Below are 15,782 nucleotides of genomic sequence, written 5' to 3'. Positions count from 1 at the left end.
TTTTCTTTTAATAATAAAAATAAAATGAGGTTTTTCCTATGGAACAAAAATTCGATCAAGCCCAAAGTAGTATTACTGCTCTGACTAGAAAAAGAACCTATGTGTCTTCTCCGCAGCAAACCGCTTCTGCTCAACAAGCGACTCCTCCTCCAGCAAAGAAATTGAAATCGGATTCTTCTTTAGAGACATCTCCTCTTGCAAAAGGTAAAGAAAAGGAGGCAAGTACTCCAACCAAAGCTCCCTCAAAAAAAGGTAAAATTACAAGAAAATTAATTTCACCTGATTTAAATAAATTTATTGAGCAACAGGCTAAAGGTGATCCGCAAGCATACCAACAGATGCAGTGGGAAATGCTACGAAAAAATGAAGAGTATAATCGTCGGCTTTCTATGCAGCACATATCCTCGATAGGACAACGTGATGTCCTTAGCGATGAAATCAAAGGAGGGTTTCCAGAGCCACTTAGAACGAAATTTATCTATTCCCATCATATTACATTCCCGTTCACGGTAAAAAAAAGTAATAATAGTCTGCCACGATCAGCGTTATATCAGGATGAAACAAAAAGACGTCAATACGTTGCCGATCAAATTATCCCCAATATAAAGATAAATCCTTCTTTAGCTGCTCAGAATCTAATTTATTTATTCCAACATCATTTGATGTATAGCATTTACCTACAACGCAAGTCTGGAGATCAACTGGGTCAAATACTCATTGATCACCTGGCTAAACTCAATTTTGATTTAAGCACAAAAGAAATAAAAAAATTAAAATCAGCGATTAACGTCAGTTACGATCTCATTAAACGAAAAAAACCGTTTAAGAATATAGTCATGCGAGCCCCTATGGCTCAGGTTGAAACGCCTGTTGAGGCTCCTCAAGATAATATGTCCGATGAGAATATGATTCCCAAAATAACTCTGTTTGAGAACCTGAATAAAAAAATTAAAATGAGTGATGTTTTTGATGAACCTTTTTCTACCTCGCTAAAAATTGTTCAGGATACTAACTTTTATGATGCCAAAGGCAAGCTGATTGGTATATACCGTATTGGTGCAATTAAACCCGATATGATCTCTGATCGATTGCGTCATGAGTTAGCATCGGTAACCTCAAGCCAGTTAAATAGAATGGGGGCTGTATCTGCAGAGGAAGCAAAACCAAAGAATGGAGCTAGTCGAAATATCCGTTCAGCTCCATTTGGGATACTTGGAATAAAACTGCATCGGATAAGACCTACCCAATTTTCAGAGAAAAAATTTGCAATCGAAGAAGGGCTTGCACCACTTATTGCTACGGCTGAAACAATCTATGCGGATTGTGCACCTCTTGAATACGCAAGACGTTGCCTGGTAATGGGGTATGCATCCAGCTTTACGATCAATGGTTCAAAGTATCTTTTGGCTGCTGAGGCAAATTATGATAAACAAACCACGGCGCATGTCGACCACAATAAGTTTCCCCTCTATGGATTAAGTCCTTTATTTGTTATCTATCCATCTAAGAGTCAGGATAATACTCAGCGAACTTATGAGGGCTCATACACATTCTTTCCAGGTGTATGCGGTTTTTCCTCAAGCGACCGTCAATCCTATTTCGAAGGCATCTATTTTGATTTGAACGAAGGCGATTTATTGTTATGGGACTTCGATAAGTATGTTCATTGCAACACGAAATTAGTTCCTACCAATGGAGTAACCAATTCCAGTTGGCACCGTATTTCCATTGTCGGTTTTTCAAAAGGGGAGGCTTTAGATAAAATTGTGGAGCCGCTTGTATTTGAAGATTCAGATGATGAAGACAGTGCGCTTTTGAGTACAGAAGGACAAGCAAGTTCAGGAGAGTGCTTAGATGAGTTGGCGCTTTATGAGGTGACTCAAAGTGGGGAGCATCCTGATTCTTTCTCTAGTGAAGAATTTTGGGCGGAGTTCAAACAGGGGGAGCAGGATAATCTGGACTCGAATCGATTGTATGGAGCGGAAAATGAAGAGCTTCCTATTTTGGATAAGCTTATGAGCTTGGATTCCTTACTCTCATCCGGAAAGGAACCTGATCTTGATAAACCCGACAATCTAATCGTTGATCACCCACTAGTGTCTGGAGAGGCACAGAAAGCAGAAGGTAGTCGACCTGCAGCCTATGTGCAAACAAATCTTTTAAATTTTGGGTTTTTCAGAGCCCCGAAACGAGCTCAACAAGAGCCAGCTGTAATGAAATTAAATAACACGCTCTAACTTAATGAAAAACTAGCACAGTGACTGTCTTGAAGTGATTTGTTAATTCAAGACAGTTGCTACTTGCCGAACTGGGCGCCTACATTCTTTGCGTACCCATCTAAAATCCTACTTTCTTTTACCTGCACCTCTTTTTGTTCATTGGTGCTAAAAAATAAAATATTATCATGATGACGCTTTACTGTTGAGCGATGAGCAATACTAATGATGGTTGTTTTTGGCAGATGTGATTTAATGAGTTGATAGACTTGTTCCTCTATGTCTTCATCTAAAGAAGCGGTCGCTTCATCCAAAAACAGCCATTCTGGCTTTCTTAATAAGACACGTGCAAAGGCGATTCGTTGTTGTTCACCCAAAGATTTAAAGCCGATTTTTTCATTTAATTTATTGGTGAGTGCTTCCAGGTTCACGGCTTTGAGGACATTAATTAATTCTTCATCAGAATAAGGACAATACGCATCTGGATAAGCGAGTACGTTCCTTAGAGTATCATCAGGAAGAGTCGGTTTTTGAGGTAAAAAATAAATAGACTCCCGACTTTTAGGAATAAAGATTTCACCTTCCCCCGATAGCCAGGTACCAGCAATGGCTTTAAATAAACTGCTTTTTCCTGTTCCTGAAGGGGCTTGAATGAGAGTATGTATCCCTGGAGTGAATTTTAAATTAAGCCCCTTTATAAGTAATTCATGACGGCCATGCAATTTAAGCTCCAAGTTTTTTACCTCGAGATTTTGATTATCCCTATCTATTTTATGAATAATTTTGTGTGTTGACTCGCCTTCATGCACTGTATTTAAAATGGTTTGTAACTCATCAATACGATTCAGGCTTGTTCTAAATTTATTAATTACTTCAAAGGATTGAATAAACCAGTTGAGTGAGCGAGCCACCATGGAAAAGTAGTAGCCAACAGAATAAAAAACATCCAAACTAATCAGGTCGGTGATGTATAAAGGAATTGCAATCATGAATGGAACAATTGCTTGAAAAATACCATTAAATAGATTAAATGTTTTGACTCTATTTTCGATAGATAATCGGTTTGTGGTTGTTGTATTTAAGGAATCCACTTCATGTTCAAGACGATTTTGGTAGTATTTCTCTGCCTGTTCAATGGCAATTTCTTCAGAGGAATTCTTAACTTCGTGTAGCGTTCCTCGCAAATTGGACTGTGCTTTAGTCTCCTCGTTGGTCAATTTATTCAAGTGATTGCTTATATAGTAACCAATCAGTGAGGAAATACTTCCTATCAATAGTGCCGTTAAGATTAAGTAGCCAGGACCTAAGAACATGAACGATATGGAGCTTCCAGCTATGCCTAAGAGTGTGATGTAAATTGCAAGATTAGAAAAATTATCGATAAATCCCAAGGTTAGTTCCAGGGATGAGTCAACAATTTTATCGATATCTTCTTGAATGCGTTGTTCCGGGTTATCAAGATTTTTGTAAACTCTGGAAATTTCCAGATAATTCGTTTTATTTTTTAAGTACTGATTGATTATCTTTTTTGTTAGCCAAGAGCGCCAATCAACATACAACATATTTTTAAGTAGGTTTGCCAAATAATTAAATCCGGCCATACCCCCTGCAATCAAAAGTCCGGCCCCTATCCCTATTGCGAAAAGAGTTAAATCCTTGGCAATAAATGCCGCAAAAATATAGGGGAAGCACCACCATCCCAGGATAAAACCAAGAGCAGATAAGGTTAAAACACTAAGTACACTGCCAGAAAGTAACCAATAAGCCCTGCGCTTATTTTTTGAATTTTTAAAATAATCAAATAAAAATCGGACGCTTCTTTTGAAATAAGAGGGTTCGGAAGGGGATTTATGAGTCACGATACAACTGTTAAATGAAAAGCAATATAACATAGCTTTTATTAGTTCAACAGGAGCATTTATCTTGCAAGCATGAGTTTGTTTCTAAAGGAGCGTCAACTTTTTGATGTATAGGAATTTTTAATAATCAATATCGATATTAATTAAAGGTATATTATGCTCTGAATTCATGTCCTTCCTAAGAAAGGCAGGAATCGATTCACAAGGTGGATAAAGCCCAAGCGATGGAGAGCTTTTGCCTGCGGAAATGACATCCAATTTTTTCAACAGTTATTTTGAGGGAGAGGAGAGCTCCTCTACATTTGCTGGCTATGGTTTTGGTGTGAATTAATCTGCAAACACCGTGATCAATACGGTGTTAAAATTCTTAAATTACCAGCAAAATAATAAGACATAAAAATAAAAAATTAAACACTGACCAAATGAATGTATTGATGCAATTTTTTTCTATAAAAAAACAGAGTAAAGCGCTAGTGAGATTTCTCTCATTAGCAGTGTTATTAGGCATAGCTATTTTACTTTTTGAGCATATATATTTGTATGATGTCAAAGAGAAATCGGATCCTATCTTATTTGCAATTTCAATATATGTCTTTTTACTCGCTTTTTTTGCCGGAAAGCCAGTTGAGAGTTTAAGATCTTTATATGGTGTATTGTCTGGATTACTCTTAATGTGTTTTTCTATTTTTTTCCAGGTCTTTTATTTTAGTAATACGTCATTAGTGCATATGCTATTTCTATTTACTTGTCTTGTTTGTATGTGGGGTATGGGGCACACCCTGTACATCATTGTTCATTGTTCAGATTCAGAAGGCTAAGCTCATTGTTTATGAGCTCCAGGATTCATTATTTGAGACGGTTGCCTTGATGGTTTAGTTTAACGAAATGATTTACCTGTTTGGGGAAAAAGGAATTTCTGTACATAAGTTGAACATTATTGTATAATAAATCGAAGACTTTATTATCGATATATTATGATAACGCGTGAACTAGCCCACTTTATGTGTACTGAATCTACTCTAACAGCCGGTACGGACAATATTTTGGATACTACTTTGGCGAACGTCTATGTGAAAGATAAAAAAGGGCGCTATTTAGACTGCAACCATACCATGTTATGCGTTAACAAGATGCAAGCAGAAGATATAAAGGGAAAAATGGACGTTGATTTGTTATGGAAGGAACAAGCTCCCATCCTCATGAAAAATGATGCAACGATTATCCAAGAGAATCAAGTGAAAACCTTTATTGAAGCTGTTCAGTTCGATAATGGCCCTTTACGACACTACATCAGTCGAAAGGCACCCTTGTATACACGACAAGGAAAGGTCATTGGCATTGTGGGGATCTCATTTTTGATTGATTCTGACACCTCATTGTTTACGGCGATACAGGAGCCAAGCATTATAGGTCACGATAATCCATCTCATTCGTCGACTCAACACTCCAACAATCAGCTCACAACGAAGCAAATTAAATGTTTGTATTATTTGGTCCAAGGAATGACAATAAAACAAATTGGTCAACAATTAAATCTATCCCCGAGAACTGTTGAGGACCATCTTAATGCAGCTAAAAATAAACTCAACTGCTACAGTCGAAGTCAGTTAATCACCAAAGCATTGCAGTTGCCGATGATTAGAAATCAATTGTAACACGCTGAGTGCCTGTTTACTGCTTACTTTTATTTCCTGCTAAACTTAGTTAAATGGACAGGTGGATTGTTTTTTGTACTTTGATTCATGTAAATATTCATGATCAATTTTTTCAATCCTCAATAGAAAGGAGATGAGTAAATGAAAAAATTTCATGTCTTACTAATCAGCGTCATGTTTTTCGGTTGGCTGAATGTAAGCTATGCAGATGATCAATCGTGCAATACCAAATACGATTACTGTATGAGCTCATGTGAAACCCAATATAACCAGTGTACTAAGAATAATGATGAGTCCTACTGCAAGGAGCAGTACCAACCCTGCATCCAAGGCTGTAGTAATACTCGAGACAGTTGCTTATCTCAGTAAACTAAAAGAGACTTAAAATGAAAAGTGTACCGTTAAGTGCTTTATTGTTCCTGGTTATTGGACTTAACATGAATGGTTATTCGTCTTCAGAAGATACAATGCTTATTAAATCATCTAAATTGGCAGCTAATTGCCCTAAGAATTGTACATCATGCTGGGAACAATGCACTAAAGACGATGATTGTGGTGTCGGTCAAAGCTGTATCGCGACTGCTTGCGGAAATCGATGTGTTAAAAAAGCTGCAGATTAGTAAGTATTTGTCGGATATCGGTCATAGCCGTCAAGATTAAGGAAGATATTAGGTTGCATTCCCCCTCACCCTAGCCCTCTCCGCCAAAGGTGGAGAGGGAACGATTAAGTGCCTTGAACGACGGCCTACGTTCATTTAAAACATTTAAAATTTATTAAATCAAATGCTCTTCTGGTCTTAAGGTAAGTACCTCATATCCATGATCAGTGACTAAAATGGTATGTTCCCATTGTGCGGATAATTTGTGATCTTTGGTGACCACAGTCCAACCATCGCCTAACGTTTTGACTTCCTTACGACCTAAATTGAGCATTGGTTCAATGGTAAACGTCATTCCTGCGTGTAATCGTAATCCGGTATTAGGTTTGCCAAAATGCATGACATCTGGTTCTTCCCACATGGAACGACCAATTCCATGGCCACCATACTCACGCACCACTGAATATCCATGTTGTTCTGCATGCGTTTGGATTATATTGCCTATATCACCCAGCTGAGTTCCTGGACGGACTATTGAAATCGCTTTATAGAGACACTCCTGGGCAACCGCTACTAATTTTTTAGCAAAAGGTTTTACAGTACCCACGAGAAACATTTTGCTGGTATCACCGATATAACCGTCTTTTTGAACTGTAACGTCAATATTAATAATATCGCCATTTTTAAGTATCTTATCAGAAGGGATGCCATGACACACCACATGATTTATGGAGGTGCAAATGCACGCAGGAAATCCATAGTGGTTTAATGTTGAGGGAATTGCTCCTAAATCATTAATGATGTATTGACGGCAAATTTCCTCAAGTTTACTCGTACTGATCCCTGCAACCACATAAGTTTCTATCATTTGGAGGACAGAGGCTGCTAGATTACTGGCAACCCGCATTTTTTCTATTTCTTTAGGCGTCTTCACTAACATCGCGTATCTCACCTGATGATGCTTGATTGATTAAAATTTTGAGAATTTCAGAGTAAGTAATGGATGGATTTTCTTCTGCCAGCTTTCCTATTCGAATCCAATATTCTGCTTGAGAGTTAATTGAGCGGCTCATGGCTCTTGCCATCAGTTTCGTTGCTTCATGTAATTCATCAGAAATTTTGACTATACCCATATTGCTCTCCACAAAAAAAGGGAGAGTATAGCATTTTGATATAAATTGCTATGTTTTATATTGAAATGTTTTTTTCAAGAGAGTGATGAATTTAATTTTGCTAAAACTCTAGGGAAAGGAAGCTCCCTGTGTTTTGCCATGTTGGGTTGTCGCATCATAATTTATATCCCAGATATTATGTCGCTTCACGATAACTTGAGCTGTATTTTCAATAGTGGATTGCAGCAGCTCGCAAGAAAGCATTGGAGGGATGGCTAATAAGGCGTTTTCTATTTCAGCGGCCACTTCCTTACCATTATTTGCGTGTCCCTCTTCATGTTGGCTCAAATGAGCAAGGTAATTCTCCCATTTTAATTGGGCCTCAGCACTACCGTGATCTTTATCTTCCCATTCAGGTAAGATAGTCACAATATTAGCCGTTACCTTTACTTCTGTAAGGTAGCAAGGATTTTTGGTGGGATTATCATAATGCCATTTATAGTTCCAATTAATTTGCCAAGTTGTTTTTGCATCATAGCGTTTATCTGAGAAAAAAGGCCCTAACTTATTCAGCTGATTGCGCAAATCATGTTCGGTAGTCCCAAGTATTTTATAGAAGGTCTGGGTAGCATAGACAGCAGGGGTCGCAAAAACTTTTGCATTAAAGGCTACAAAATAAATTACAATAAAAGCCAGTTTTCTCATTGTTTCATACCTTATAATTGAATGAGCAACCTTCGCTGCGTCTAGCACTAACCCACAATCATCTGTGCCATTTGCTGCAATTGGTCATCCTATTTTATAGGATTTTCCTTAAAATACGATTAACCCAAATAAAACAAGTGCTGTCGAGAGGCTTTCCCGTGATGCCATTTTGAGTGGTCTGGTCGTTAGGTATTCTGCGTTGGGAATGGGCATTCATAAATTTTTCTTAACATCGATTCCAGTTTATGATGTCAACATAACAAAATTATTATTCATAATTAAAGTCATTTAATAAGGTAGTCCAATATGTCTTATTCTGATCTATTAAAACGTATTTGGGAGTCTGTTTACGATCCCAATTTGGATGTCGCTTCAACCGTAAAACATTTTTTTCATCCTGAATATGAGCAATGCATTAATGGGGTAATAATGAACCGTAATGAATATATTGCTCATGTCATCGAGCAAAAGCAGAATTTGAAAATTAATGACATGGAATATAAACACCTTATGGAAGCAGGCAATGAAGTATTTGCCCTCTATTATCCTAAAGGAGTCAATCTGAATCATTTAGCCATTGAAGCGGAAGTGATTGCTTATTTTCAATTTAAAGAACAGCAATTGCTCAAAATACATGGGCAAGTCAGATTGATTAAAGGAAATTTAGCGGATGCTGATATGTAAAATTCTTTTCAGCCAGTAAAGTAACTTTGGGAGTTGCTCCGTTACCAGGCGAATAGCTTAGCTCCGCCTTAATACAGTAGGCCTTTTGATATCTTCTAAAACAGCGATTATTTTTTTATAAAGCTTCCAAAGTTACTCGTCCGGCATGGTTGACGGATTGGATTTTAATCAGGCGATAACAAAAAATCCAAGGAGCCTCCTTTTACTCCATTTTTCCCTATAGACCTCATTTCTAGGCATGGCTATAAAAAAGAAGCGGTAAATTTAAAAAATCATTATAACTTTAAACTAATAGGTGAATTAAGGAACCAATGATTAAAAGAATTAACAGCAAAGTGGAGCAAGCCTAAGTCCGGTCTTGGCGCAACAATGTGCTCGAGAGAGGCAAGCTATCCTTAATCAGGTTGAGTCACCTGACCATGCATCCTACAAAAACCTTTTTCTAAACAAAGTAATGCGGTAAATTAACGTGAGTTTGATATAAAAGACAGTTTATATCCTACACCCATGATAAATTAGAGTGCCTGCTTGGCATAATTATTAATACAATTACTCTATTAAATCTTTACTTACTGCTTCATCAACCAAAAGCAAGAAGGTAAGCAAGAGTGAGTAGTTACAATAGGAGCTTTCTAAATGTCAGATAAATTTTCTCACATCACCAAAGACATCAGTACTCAATTAGCTAAAATGCGTAAGGAAATGCCGGAAGTCATGTCTGGATTTTCAGCTCTTGCGCAAGCAGCCACTAAAGACGGTGTACTCGATAAAAAAACTAAAGAATTAATTGCTATGGCCCTTGCTGTTGCAAAGCAATGTGATGGTTGCATCGGATTTCATGCGCAAGCTTTAATTAAGTTACAAGCAACACGCGAAGAATTTTTAGAAACTTTAGGTATGGCTGTATACATGGGCGGTGGTCCATCTCTAATGTATGCTGCAGAAGCTTTAGAAGCGTTTGAAGAGTTCAGTAAATAGCCATTAAAAGAATTAATCAAACTTAAGCCTGGTCTTGACCCGACATAAAAAATTCATTTTGATTAAAATGATTGCCAAAGAGTTTTTTTGTCGGGCCAAGGCCCGAGCTCCATCTAATGCTGTTCTGTTGGTGTTTGTGCTGCTGAGGGTTGCCCTAACGCGGCAGAAACATGAAGCATTTCATTTTTGGCCGCAGTATTTTGTTGACATGGGTAGTGTTTACTCGCACCTAACCAGGCTACTTGTGAAACGGTCATCGAGTCTTTATCACTTTGCTGACTTGAGATTTCTTTGTAGGTTTGTTGAATCAGTTCACAAAGGGTAGGTGCATTCAGTTGTACGCTTGGTGGCAAGCAAAAAATAGGACTACCCTGATTTTTTGCGATTTCATTTGCCTGAATCATGGTTTCAGCAATGCTTTCGCAGGTTATTGTCAAAACATGACGGGCGGACCGCGCCCAGGCTTGTGCTTGAGGATCTGCTTTAATTTCCATCTGAGGGATATTATCAGCAATATTCATGTAGTTCTTTATCGTGTCAGCATGTATGCAATGACAAAGAAATAGAAAACTGATTAATAAGATACGCATATTATATCCTCTTTTTCGTTCAACCTGAGCGTTCAATCCGACTTCTATTATGATTTAAGCATGCCCCACCGAGCAGTAACCAATTAAATGCCATGAGGCTTAATTAAACCCAGTTTAAAAGCAATTAATAAAAATATAAATAAGCTCACCGAAATAGTTATTCTTATGGTTAAGGCTTTTATGGTGCGTTTGGAGTTACCTGAATCACGAATAAGAAAAATAAGACCACTTGCTAGAGAGGCGGCGATGATAATCATGGCAAAGATGATGATAATTTTGGTGATCATTTGTTATACTCCTGAATTGCCGTCTGATTATGACTAACATTTGAACAATTAAATAATGATGCCTAGTTTAACCTGTTTTAAATTTCGTTTCACCCCAAGCTGGCCAATGTTGCTTCTTGCTGTCGTATTTTTTTCTTTGTTTCTTCGCCTTGGCTTTTGGCAAATTCATCGCGCCGATGAAAAAACCAAAATGATTCTTGCACAAAAGACACAAGAAAGGCAAAAACCAGTTCTCTGGTCCGCAAAGAAAAAATTACCTTTGCAATATGAGCGCATTGTATTGAAAGGGAAATATTTGTCACAAATATTCTTATTGGATAATCAGCATCATAACCATCAATTTGGTTACGATGTACTAAGTCCCATGGAGTTATCTGATGGCACCCTCGTAATAATTGATCGAGGATGGGTTCCTGGTGAGTTAACCCGCCGGGTTCTTCCAAATATTCAAATTCCTAAAGGAGTAATAGAATTACAGGGTTCGGCATATTTTCCAAGTAAAAAACAATGGGTTTTAGGTCCTGCTTTGGAAGAGAAAGGGAATAAAATAATCATTTTGGAACGTGTAGATGATCAATTGATAAGTCAAATTTTGCAAAAATCGGTCTCTCCGTTTATTATTCGCCTCGACAAGCAAGATGCAAATGGATTTGTGCGTGAATGGGAGACGGTATCTATGCCTCCGCAGCGGCATTTAGCTTATGCTTTGCAGTGGTTTGTTATGGCATTAGTGGTACTAATTATATTTGTAGCATTAAATCTGAAGATAAAAAATGAGAAAACAAGTCAGTAAATATTATATTTTATTGTTGTTAGTTGTACTATTTGCCGCTCCTGGAATAGCTGCTTATTTGTTTTTCCAGCATCCTTCTTGGTTGGGAGCTCCACGGGTCAACAAGGGGATTTTACTGAATCCACCAGTGCTTTTGGATACTTTGGAAGGAAAGTCTAAATGGCGGATCATTTTTTGGAGTCCTCAGGCTTGTGAGCAGGCATGTATGAAGCAATTGGATGTTCTGGCGCGTATTCGTCTGGCATTAGGACGTAAGTTATATCAAGTCGATCAATGGCTTCTTCTCAGTGATAAAGCACCTCCTTTATCGCAAGAACAACAAACCTATTTAAAGGATATAGATTTTAAAGTAGCGACATTATCTGCGACTGAGCTTATTGCAAAAGACACTTTATTTTCAAATGCAAAAGTATTTGTAGCTGATCCAGGTAATTATTTGATTCTTCGTTATGCCCCTCAGGTGAATCCTGAGGATGTATATAAAGATTTGAAGTTGTTGTTGAATACCACAGAAAACAAGAGTGATTAATCTGATGCAGAATAAATTATTACGATATGTAGTATCATTTGCTGTGCTTTTATCTTTGTTCGTCGTGATGTTGGGTGCTTATACACGCTTAACGGACGCTGGCTTAGGCTGCCCCGATTGGCCGGGTTGCTATGGACAGATGGTTCTTCCGAGTGCTAAGGAAAAATTACAGGCAGCACAGACTCAATATCCGCAAATTCCTATCGAGTCTAGAAAAGCATGGACTGAAATGGTGCATCGTTATGTCGCAGGGTCTTTAGCTTTATTGATTTTTTTTATTGGTTTTTCAGCACTACGCAAACGCTTACAAGGTAATCATTTGATGCCTTGGCATTTGCCCACTGCGTTGCTCATACTGGTTTTTTTTCAAGCTGCTTTGGGAATGTGGACCGTAACTTTAAAGTTACTGCCCGTGGTGGTCATGGGACATCTTTTAGGCGGGATCTTGATTGTTACTTGCTTAAGTCGCTTTCGATTGCAAATCAGTTCATTAAGCGGGCAGGATTTACCACAATGGCGTCCTTGGTTACGTCTTGGGGTGGTCATCGTTTTTCTTCAAATCGCTTTAGGTGGTTGGGTGAGTTCAAACTATGCTGGGATCTCATGTATTGGATTCCCACAGTGTAATGGAGTGTGGGTGCCTGATTTGCATTTTGCCCAAGGTTTTAATTTATTTTCACCAGTAGGAGCTAATTATCAAGGAGGTTTATTAGATCATGATGTGCGGGTAACGATTCAATGGATTCATCGATTAGGGGCCCTAATCACTGCTGCTTATATCCTAGTGCTTTCTTTATTGATCCTGCGGCGAAGCAGTTTCAATTATCTCAAAACAGCAGCGGTGTTCATGCTCCTACTCATATTCGTTCAATTTACTTTAGGTATCTTGAATGTAATCTATCTCCTCCCAATCAGTGTGGCGGTAGCTCATAATGGCGTTGCGGCGCTTTTATTGGCAACGGTATTTAGTACTCTTCATTTGACGCGTAAGGGGCAAAATGATGCACGTTGATCATGTAGTTCAACCCTCGTCAGCTGCTTGGCGTGATTATCTTGAGTTATGTAAACCTCGAGTTGTATTACTTATGCTGTTGACTGTAGTTGTAGGCATGTACTTGGCAGCACCGGGTTGGGTTAGTTTATCCTTATTATTTCTTCATTACTTGGTATTGGATTGTGTGCAGGCAGTGCCGCTGCAATTAATCATTTAGTGGATAAGCGAATCGATGCCATTATGGCTCGAACTAAAAAAAAGACCTGTGGCCAGTGGCCAAGTCTCAGTACGTCAAGCCTTAGGGTTTGCTGTAATTATGGGAACTCTCGGTTTGACCGTTTTGGTTGTTTTTGTAAATCAATTAACTGCCTTACTCACTTTTATTACATTGATTGGCTATGCCGGTGTTTATACTGGCTATTTAAAAAGAGCTACCTCTCAAAACATAGTCATTGGCGGATTAGCCGGAGCTGCTCCACCGTTACTCGGTTGGACAGCGGTGACCAATCAATTGGATCCTCAAGCTTTATTGTTGGTATTAATTATTTTTATTTGGACGCCGCCCCATTTTTGGGCTTTAGCGATTTATCGCTATGAAGAGTACCAACATGCGCAAATTCCGATGTTACCAGTGACACATGGTATCGAGTTTACAAAACTAAGTGTTTATTTATATACCATTTTATTATTGGTTGTAAGTATGCTGCCTTTTGTTGTCGGGATGAGTGGTTTGTTTTATTTAATAGGGTCCTTAGTGCTTGGTGGACGATTTTTGTTTTGGTCTCACAAGTTATATCGTACTGATAAGCCCGTTGTTGCGATGCAAACCTTTAGATTTTCAATAGTTTATTTGATGTTGTTGTTTGTTTTTTTATTGATCGATCATTATTTATAAGGAATGTGTATGAAATAAGTCCCATGCCACAATGCAAATGCATAGTCATTTGAGTGACGTGTAGTGAGACTTATTTCCTGTATGTTCCTATAAGGGGGTAAAATGAGTTTAAAGGCTAAGAGTGTTACCTTTACCGTAGTTGTTTTGCTGGCTCTTGCAGGATTATTCTCAGGAATTTTTGTAGGCCAACATTTCCATTTTAAGAAAAAAATCGATGTGACCACATTCCATGGTACATACCTTGAAAATCCAAGACCTGTGAATCGGTTTCAATTGACAGGAATTGATGAAAAATCATTCGATAATAAAAGCTTAAAAGGAAAATGGACTTTAATGTTTTTTGGTTTTACAAACTGCGGTTATGTTTGTCCAACTACAATGGCGGAATTGACTAAAATGTATCATATCCTTGAATACAAGGGCGTGAAGAATTTACCTCGTATCGTGATGATCTCTATCGATCCAGAACGTGATAGCCCAGAGAAACTACGTGGTTATGTGACGTCATTCCATCCAAATTTTTATGGAGCACGTGGCGATGAAGAGTCTATTAAATCAATGACTCGAGAAATGGGTATCGCTTATGCGAAGGTGGTTGAAAAGGGAGTTGATGATGCAACAAATTATGATATTCAGCATAGCGGCGCTTTAATGCTATTTAATCCGCAAGGAGAACTTAATGCATTTTTTACTACGCCACATCATGCTGATTTATTAGCAAAAGATTACCTGTTATTGGTTTCCTAAATTGGGGAATTTTTTATAAATATATTTTTTTTATTTCCAATGTGATTTTTACATTTTTAGACTAGGCTTTATTTAGATGAGTCTGTCATAAATAAATTTTTAACATGGAACTTTAATAATAAAAATAAATAGTTGAGGAAAGCGTTTTTCATGAAAATTGCAATATTAGCCACTAATCCACATTTGTACTCTCACAAGCGTTTGAAGGAGGAGGGTGAGGCTGCTGGTCATGAAATTAAAATAATAAATCCACTCTATTGTTACATGAATGTCGCCGCTTCTTGTCCTAAGGTTCATTATAGAGGTGGCTCTCCCTTGCCTCATTTTGATGCGGTGATTCCCAGAATTGGCGCATCGAATACTTATTACGGAACAGCAGTCTTACGTCATATGGAAACGATGGGCATGTATACCTTAAACGAATCTATAGCTATTGCACGCTCTCGAGATAAATTCCGCTCGTTACAGTTATTAGCGCGAAAAGGTATTCCTATGCCATTAACGAGCTTTGCTCAATCACCTGATGATACTGAGGATTTAGTACGCATGGTTGGCGGTGCACCTTTAGTTATTAAATTATTAGAGGGAACGCAAGGTAAAGGAGTAATCCTAGCGGATAGTCATCAATCTGCCGTAAGCATCATTAATGCGTTTAAAGAAATGCATGCCAATATTTTGGTGCAAGAATTCATTGAGGAATCACGTGGGGTTGATATTCGTTGCTTTGTTGTGGGAGAGAAGGTAGTTGCTGCTGTGAAACGGCAAGCAAAAGATGGCGAGTTTCGTGCGAATGTGCATCAAGGCGGAAAAGCAGTCAAGGTAAAATTATCACCGCAAGAGCGTGCAATTGCAGCCAGTGCTGCTAAAACAATGGGTTTAAAAGTTGCTGGTGTTGATTTGATTCGCTCGAATCATGGACCTCTGGTTTTGGAGATTAACTCTTCACCTGGTCTTGAAGGTGTAGAAAAAGCAACAGGCATTAATATTGCTGGAAAAATTATTGAATATATTGAAAAACATGCAAAACCGATCACTGCTAATGATCGATTTCACGGTTAATTGCCGCCACATTGTCCCCAGAGTCTTTATTTTTTCTAAGAGGTTTGGTTGCAAACAGGAAGGGAATTTTAATTTGAGCC

The 15,782-nt window shown here is 38.2% G+C and carries 17 protein-coding genes and 1 pseudogene; 12 read left to right on the top strand and 6 right to left on the bottom strand.

The genetic code is table 11. From position 1 onward, the window contains the following. The first annotated feature begins 38 nt into the window (after nt 1-38). Nucleotides 39-2,237, top strand: coding sequence for a hypothetical protein (locus EL022_RS00365; RefSeq protein ID WP_028380884.1), 2,199 nt, complete (start codon nt 39-41; stop codon nt 2,235-2,237). A gap of 59 nt (nt 2,238-2,296) precedes the next feature. Here EL022_RS00365 and EL022_RS00360 read toward each other — a convergent pair whose 3' ends face one another. Further along, nucleotides 2,297-4,075, bottom strand: a complete 1,779-nt coding sequence (locus EL022_RS00360) for an ABC transporter ATP-binding protein/permease (RefSeq protein ID WP_028380885.1) — start codon at nt 4,073-4,075, stop codon at nt 2,297-2,299. A 974-nt stretch (nt 4,076-5,049) separates the two neighbouring features. Between EL022_RS00360 and EL022_RS00355 the strand changes: the two genes are divergently transcribed. The 3 genes from EL022_RS00355 (at nt 5,050) to EL022_RS00345 (ending at nt 6,350) form a co-directional block, all read left to right on the top strand. Further along, on the top strand, nt 5,050-5,730 hold the full coding sequence (locus tag EL022_RS00355) for a helix-turn-helix transcriptional regulator (RefSeq protein WP_028380886.1): 681 nt from the start codon (nt 5,050-5,052) through the stop codon (nt 5,728-5,730). 141 nt (nt 5,731-5,871) lie between these two features. After that, nucleotides 5,872-6,099 carry a hypothetical protein gene (locus EL022_RS00350; RefSeq protein ID WP_081776872.1) on the top strand — a complete coding sequence of 76 codons (228 nt, stop codon included), beginning with the start codon at nt 5,872-5,874 and terminating at the stop codon, nt 6,097-6,099. Between the two features lie 17 nt (nt 6,100-6,116). Next, a complete protein-coding gene (locus EL022_RS00345; RefSeq protein WP_028380887.1) occupies nt 6,117-6,350 on the top strand; it encodes a hypothetical protein in 234 nt (77 codons plus the stop codon). 154 nt (nt 6,351-6,504) lie between these two features. Here the strand turns inward: EL022_RS00345 and map are convergent, their stop codons facing one another. From map to EL022_RS00330, 3 genes are all read right to left on the bottom strand, one after another. Further along, the gene (gene map / locus EL022_RS00340; protein WP_028380888.1) at nt 6,505-7,269 is read right to left on the bottom strand and encodes a type I methionyl aminopeptidase; all 765 of its coding nucleotides are present in this window, start codon (nt 7,267-7,269) and stop codon (nt 6,505-6,507) included. Further along, the gene (locus tag EL022_RS00335) at nt 7,250-7,462 is read right to left on the bottom strand and encodes a ParD-like family protein (protein WP_028380889.1); all 213 of its coding nucleotides are present in this window, start codon (nt 7,460-7,462) and stop codon (nt 7,250-7,252) included. The genes map and EL022_RS00335 overlap by 20 nt, the downstream gene beginning before the upstream one ends. A 108-nt stretch (nt 7,463-7,570) precedes the next feature. Beyond that, a complete protein-coding gene (locus EL022_RS00330) occupies nt 7,571-8,146 on the bottom strand; it encodes a DUF922 domain-containing Zn-dependent protease (protein ID WP_035900739.1) in 576 nt (191 codons plus the stop codon). A 306-nt stretch (nt 8,147-8,452) separates the two neighbouring features. Here EL022_RS00330 and EL022_RS00325 point away from each other — a divergent pair, with 306 nt between their 5' ends. Together EL022_RS00325 and EL022_RS00320 are read left to right on the top strand one after the other, a co-directional pair. Then, nucleotides 8,453-8,830 (top strand): hypothetical protein, encoded by a 378-nt coding sequence (locus tag EL022_RS00325; RefSeq protein WP_028380891.1) that lies wholly within the window; start codon nt 8,453-8,455, stop codon nt 8,828-8,830. A gap of 636 nt (nt 8,831-9,466) precedes the next feature. Further along, nucleotides 9,467-9,808, top strand: a complete 342-nt coding sequence (locus tag EL022_RS00320) for a carboxymuconolactone decarboxylase family protein (protein WP_028380892.1) — start codon at nt 9,467-9,469, stop codon at nt 9,806-9,808. A 113-nt stretch (nt 9,809-9,921) separates the two neighbouring features. Here EL022_RS00320 and EL022_RS00315 read toward each other — a convergent pair whose 3' ends face one another. Next, nucleotides 9,922-10,398, bottom strand: coding sequence for a hypothetical protein (locus EL022_RS00315; RefSeq protein ID WP_051544441.1), 477 nt, complete (start codon nt 10,396-10,398; stop codon nt 9,922-9,924). 83 nt (nt 10,399-10,481) lie between these two features. Continuing rightward, on the bottom strand, nt 10,482-10,685 hold the full coding sequence (locus EL022_RS00310; protein ID WP_028380893.1) for a twin transmembrane helix small protein: 204 nt from the start codon (nt 10,683-10,685) through the stop codon (nt 10,482-10,484). A 58-nt stretch (nt 10,686-10,743) separates the two neighbouring features. On the opposite strand from EL022_RS00310, the gene EL022_RS00305 reads away from it, so the two are divergent. From EL022_RS00305 to rimK, 6 genes and pseudogenes are all read left to right on the top strand, one after another. Next, nucleotides 10,744-11,478, top strand: a complete 735-nt coding sequence (locus EL022_RS00305) for an SURF1 family protein (protein WP_028380894.1) — start codon at nt 10,744-10,746, stop codon at nt 11,476-11,478. Continuing rightward, complete coding sequence (locus tag EL022_RS00300) at nt 11,459-12,007, top strand: hypothetical protein (protein ID WP_028380895.1); 549 nt, start codon at nt 11,459-11,461, stop codon at nt 12,005-12,007. The genes EL022_RS00305 and EL022_RS00300 overlap by 20 nt, the downstream gene beginning before the upstream one ends. A gap of 4 nt (nt 12,008-12,011) precedes the next feature. Beyond that, nucleotides 12,012-13,019, top strand: coding sequence for a COX15/CtaA family protein (locus EL022_RS00295; RefSeq protein WP_028380896.1), 1,008 nt, complete (start codon nt 12,012-12,014; stop codon nt 13,017-13,019). Further along, a pseudogene (cyoE, locus tag EL022_RS00290) lies at nt 13,009-13,896 on the top strand (heme o synthase). The gene EL022_RS00295 and the pseudogene cyoE overlap by 11 nt, the downstream one beginning before the upstream one ends. A 102-nt stretch (nt 13,897-13,998) precedes the next feature. Further along, entirely contained in the window at nt 13,999-14,643 is a 645-nt protein-coding gene (locus tag EL022_RS00285) for an SCO family protein (RefSeq protein ID WP_028380898.1), read from the top strand. A gap of 150 nt (nt 14,644-14,793) precedes the next feature. After that, nucleotides 14,794-15,702 carry a 30S ribosomal protein S6--L-glutamate ligase gene (gene rimK / locus EL022_RS00280; RefSeq protein ID WP_028380899.1) on the top strand — a complete coding sequence of 303 codons (909 nt, stop codon included), beginning with the start codon at nt 14,794-14,796 and terminating at the stop codon, nt 15,700-15,702. Nucleotides 15,703-15,782 lie beyond the last annotated feature (80 nt).

The organism is Legionella cherrii (assembly GCF_900635815.1).
In the GTDB taxonomy this organism is placed as follows: Bacteria; Pseudomonadota; Gammaproteobacteria; order Legionellales; family Legionellaceae; genus Legionella; species Legionella cherrii.
This window is presented reverse-complemented; position numbering and strand designations above follow the sequence as displayed.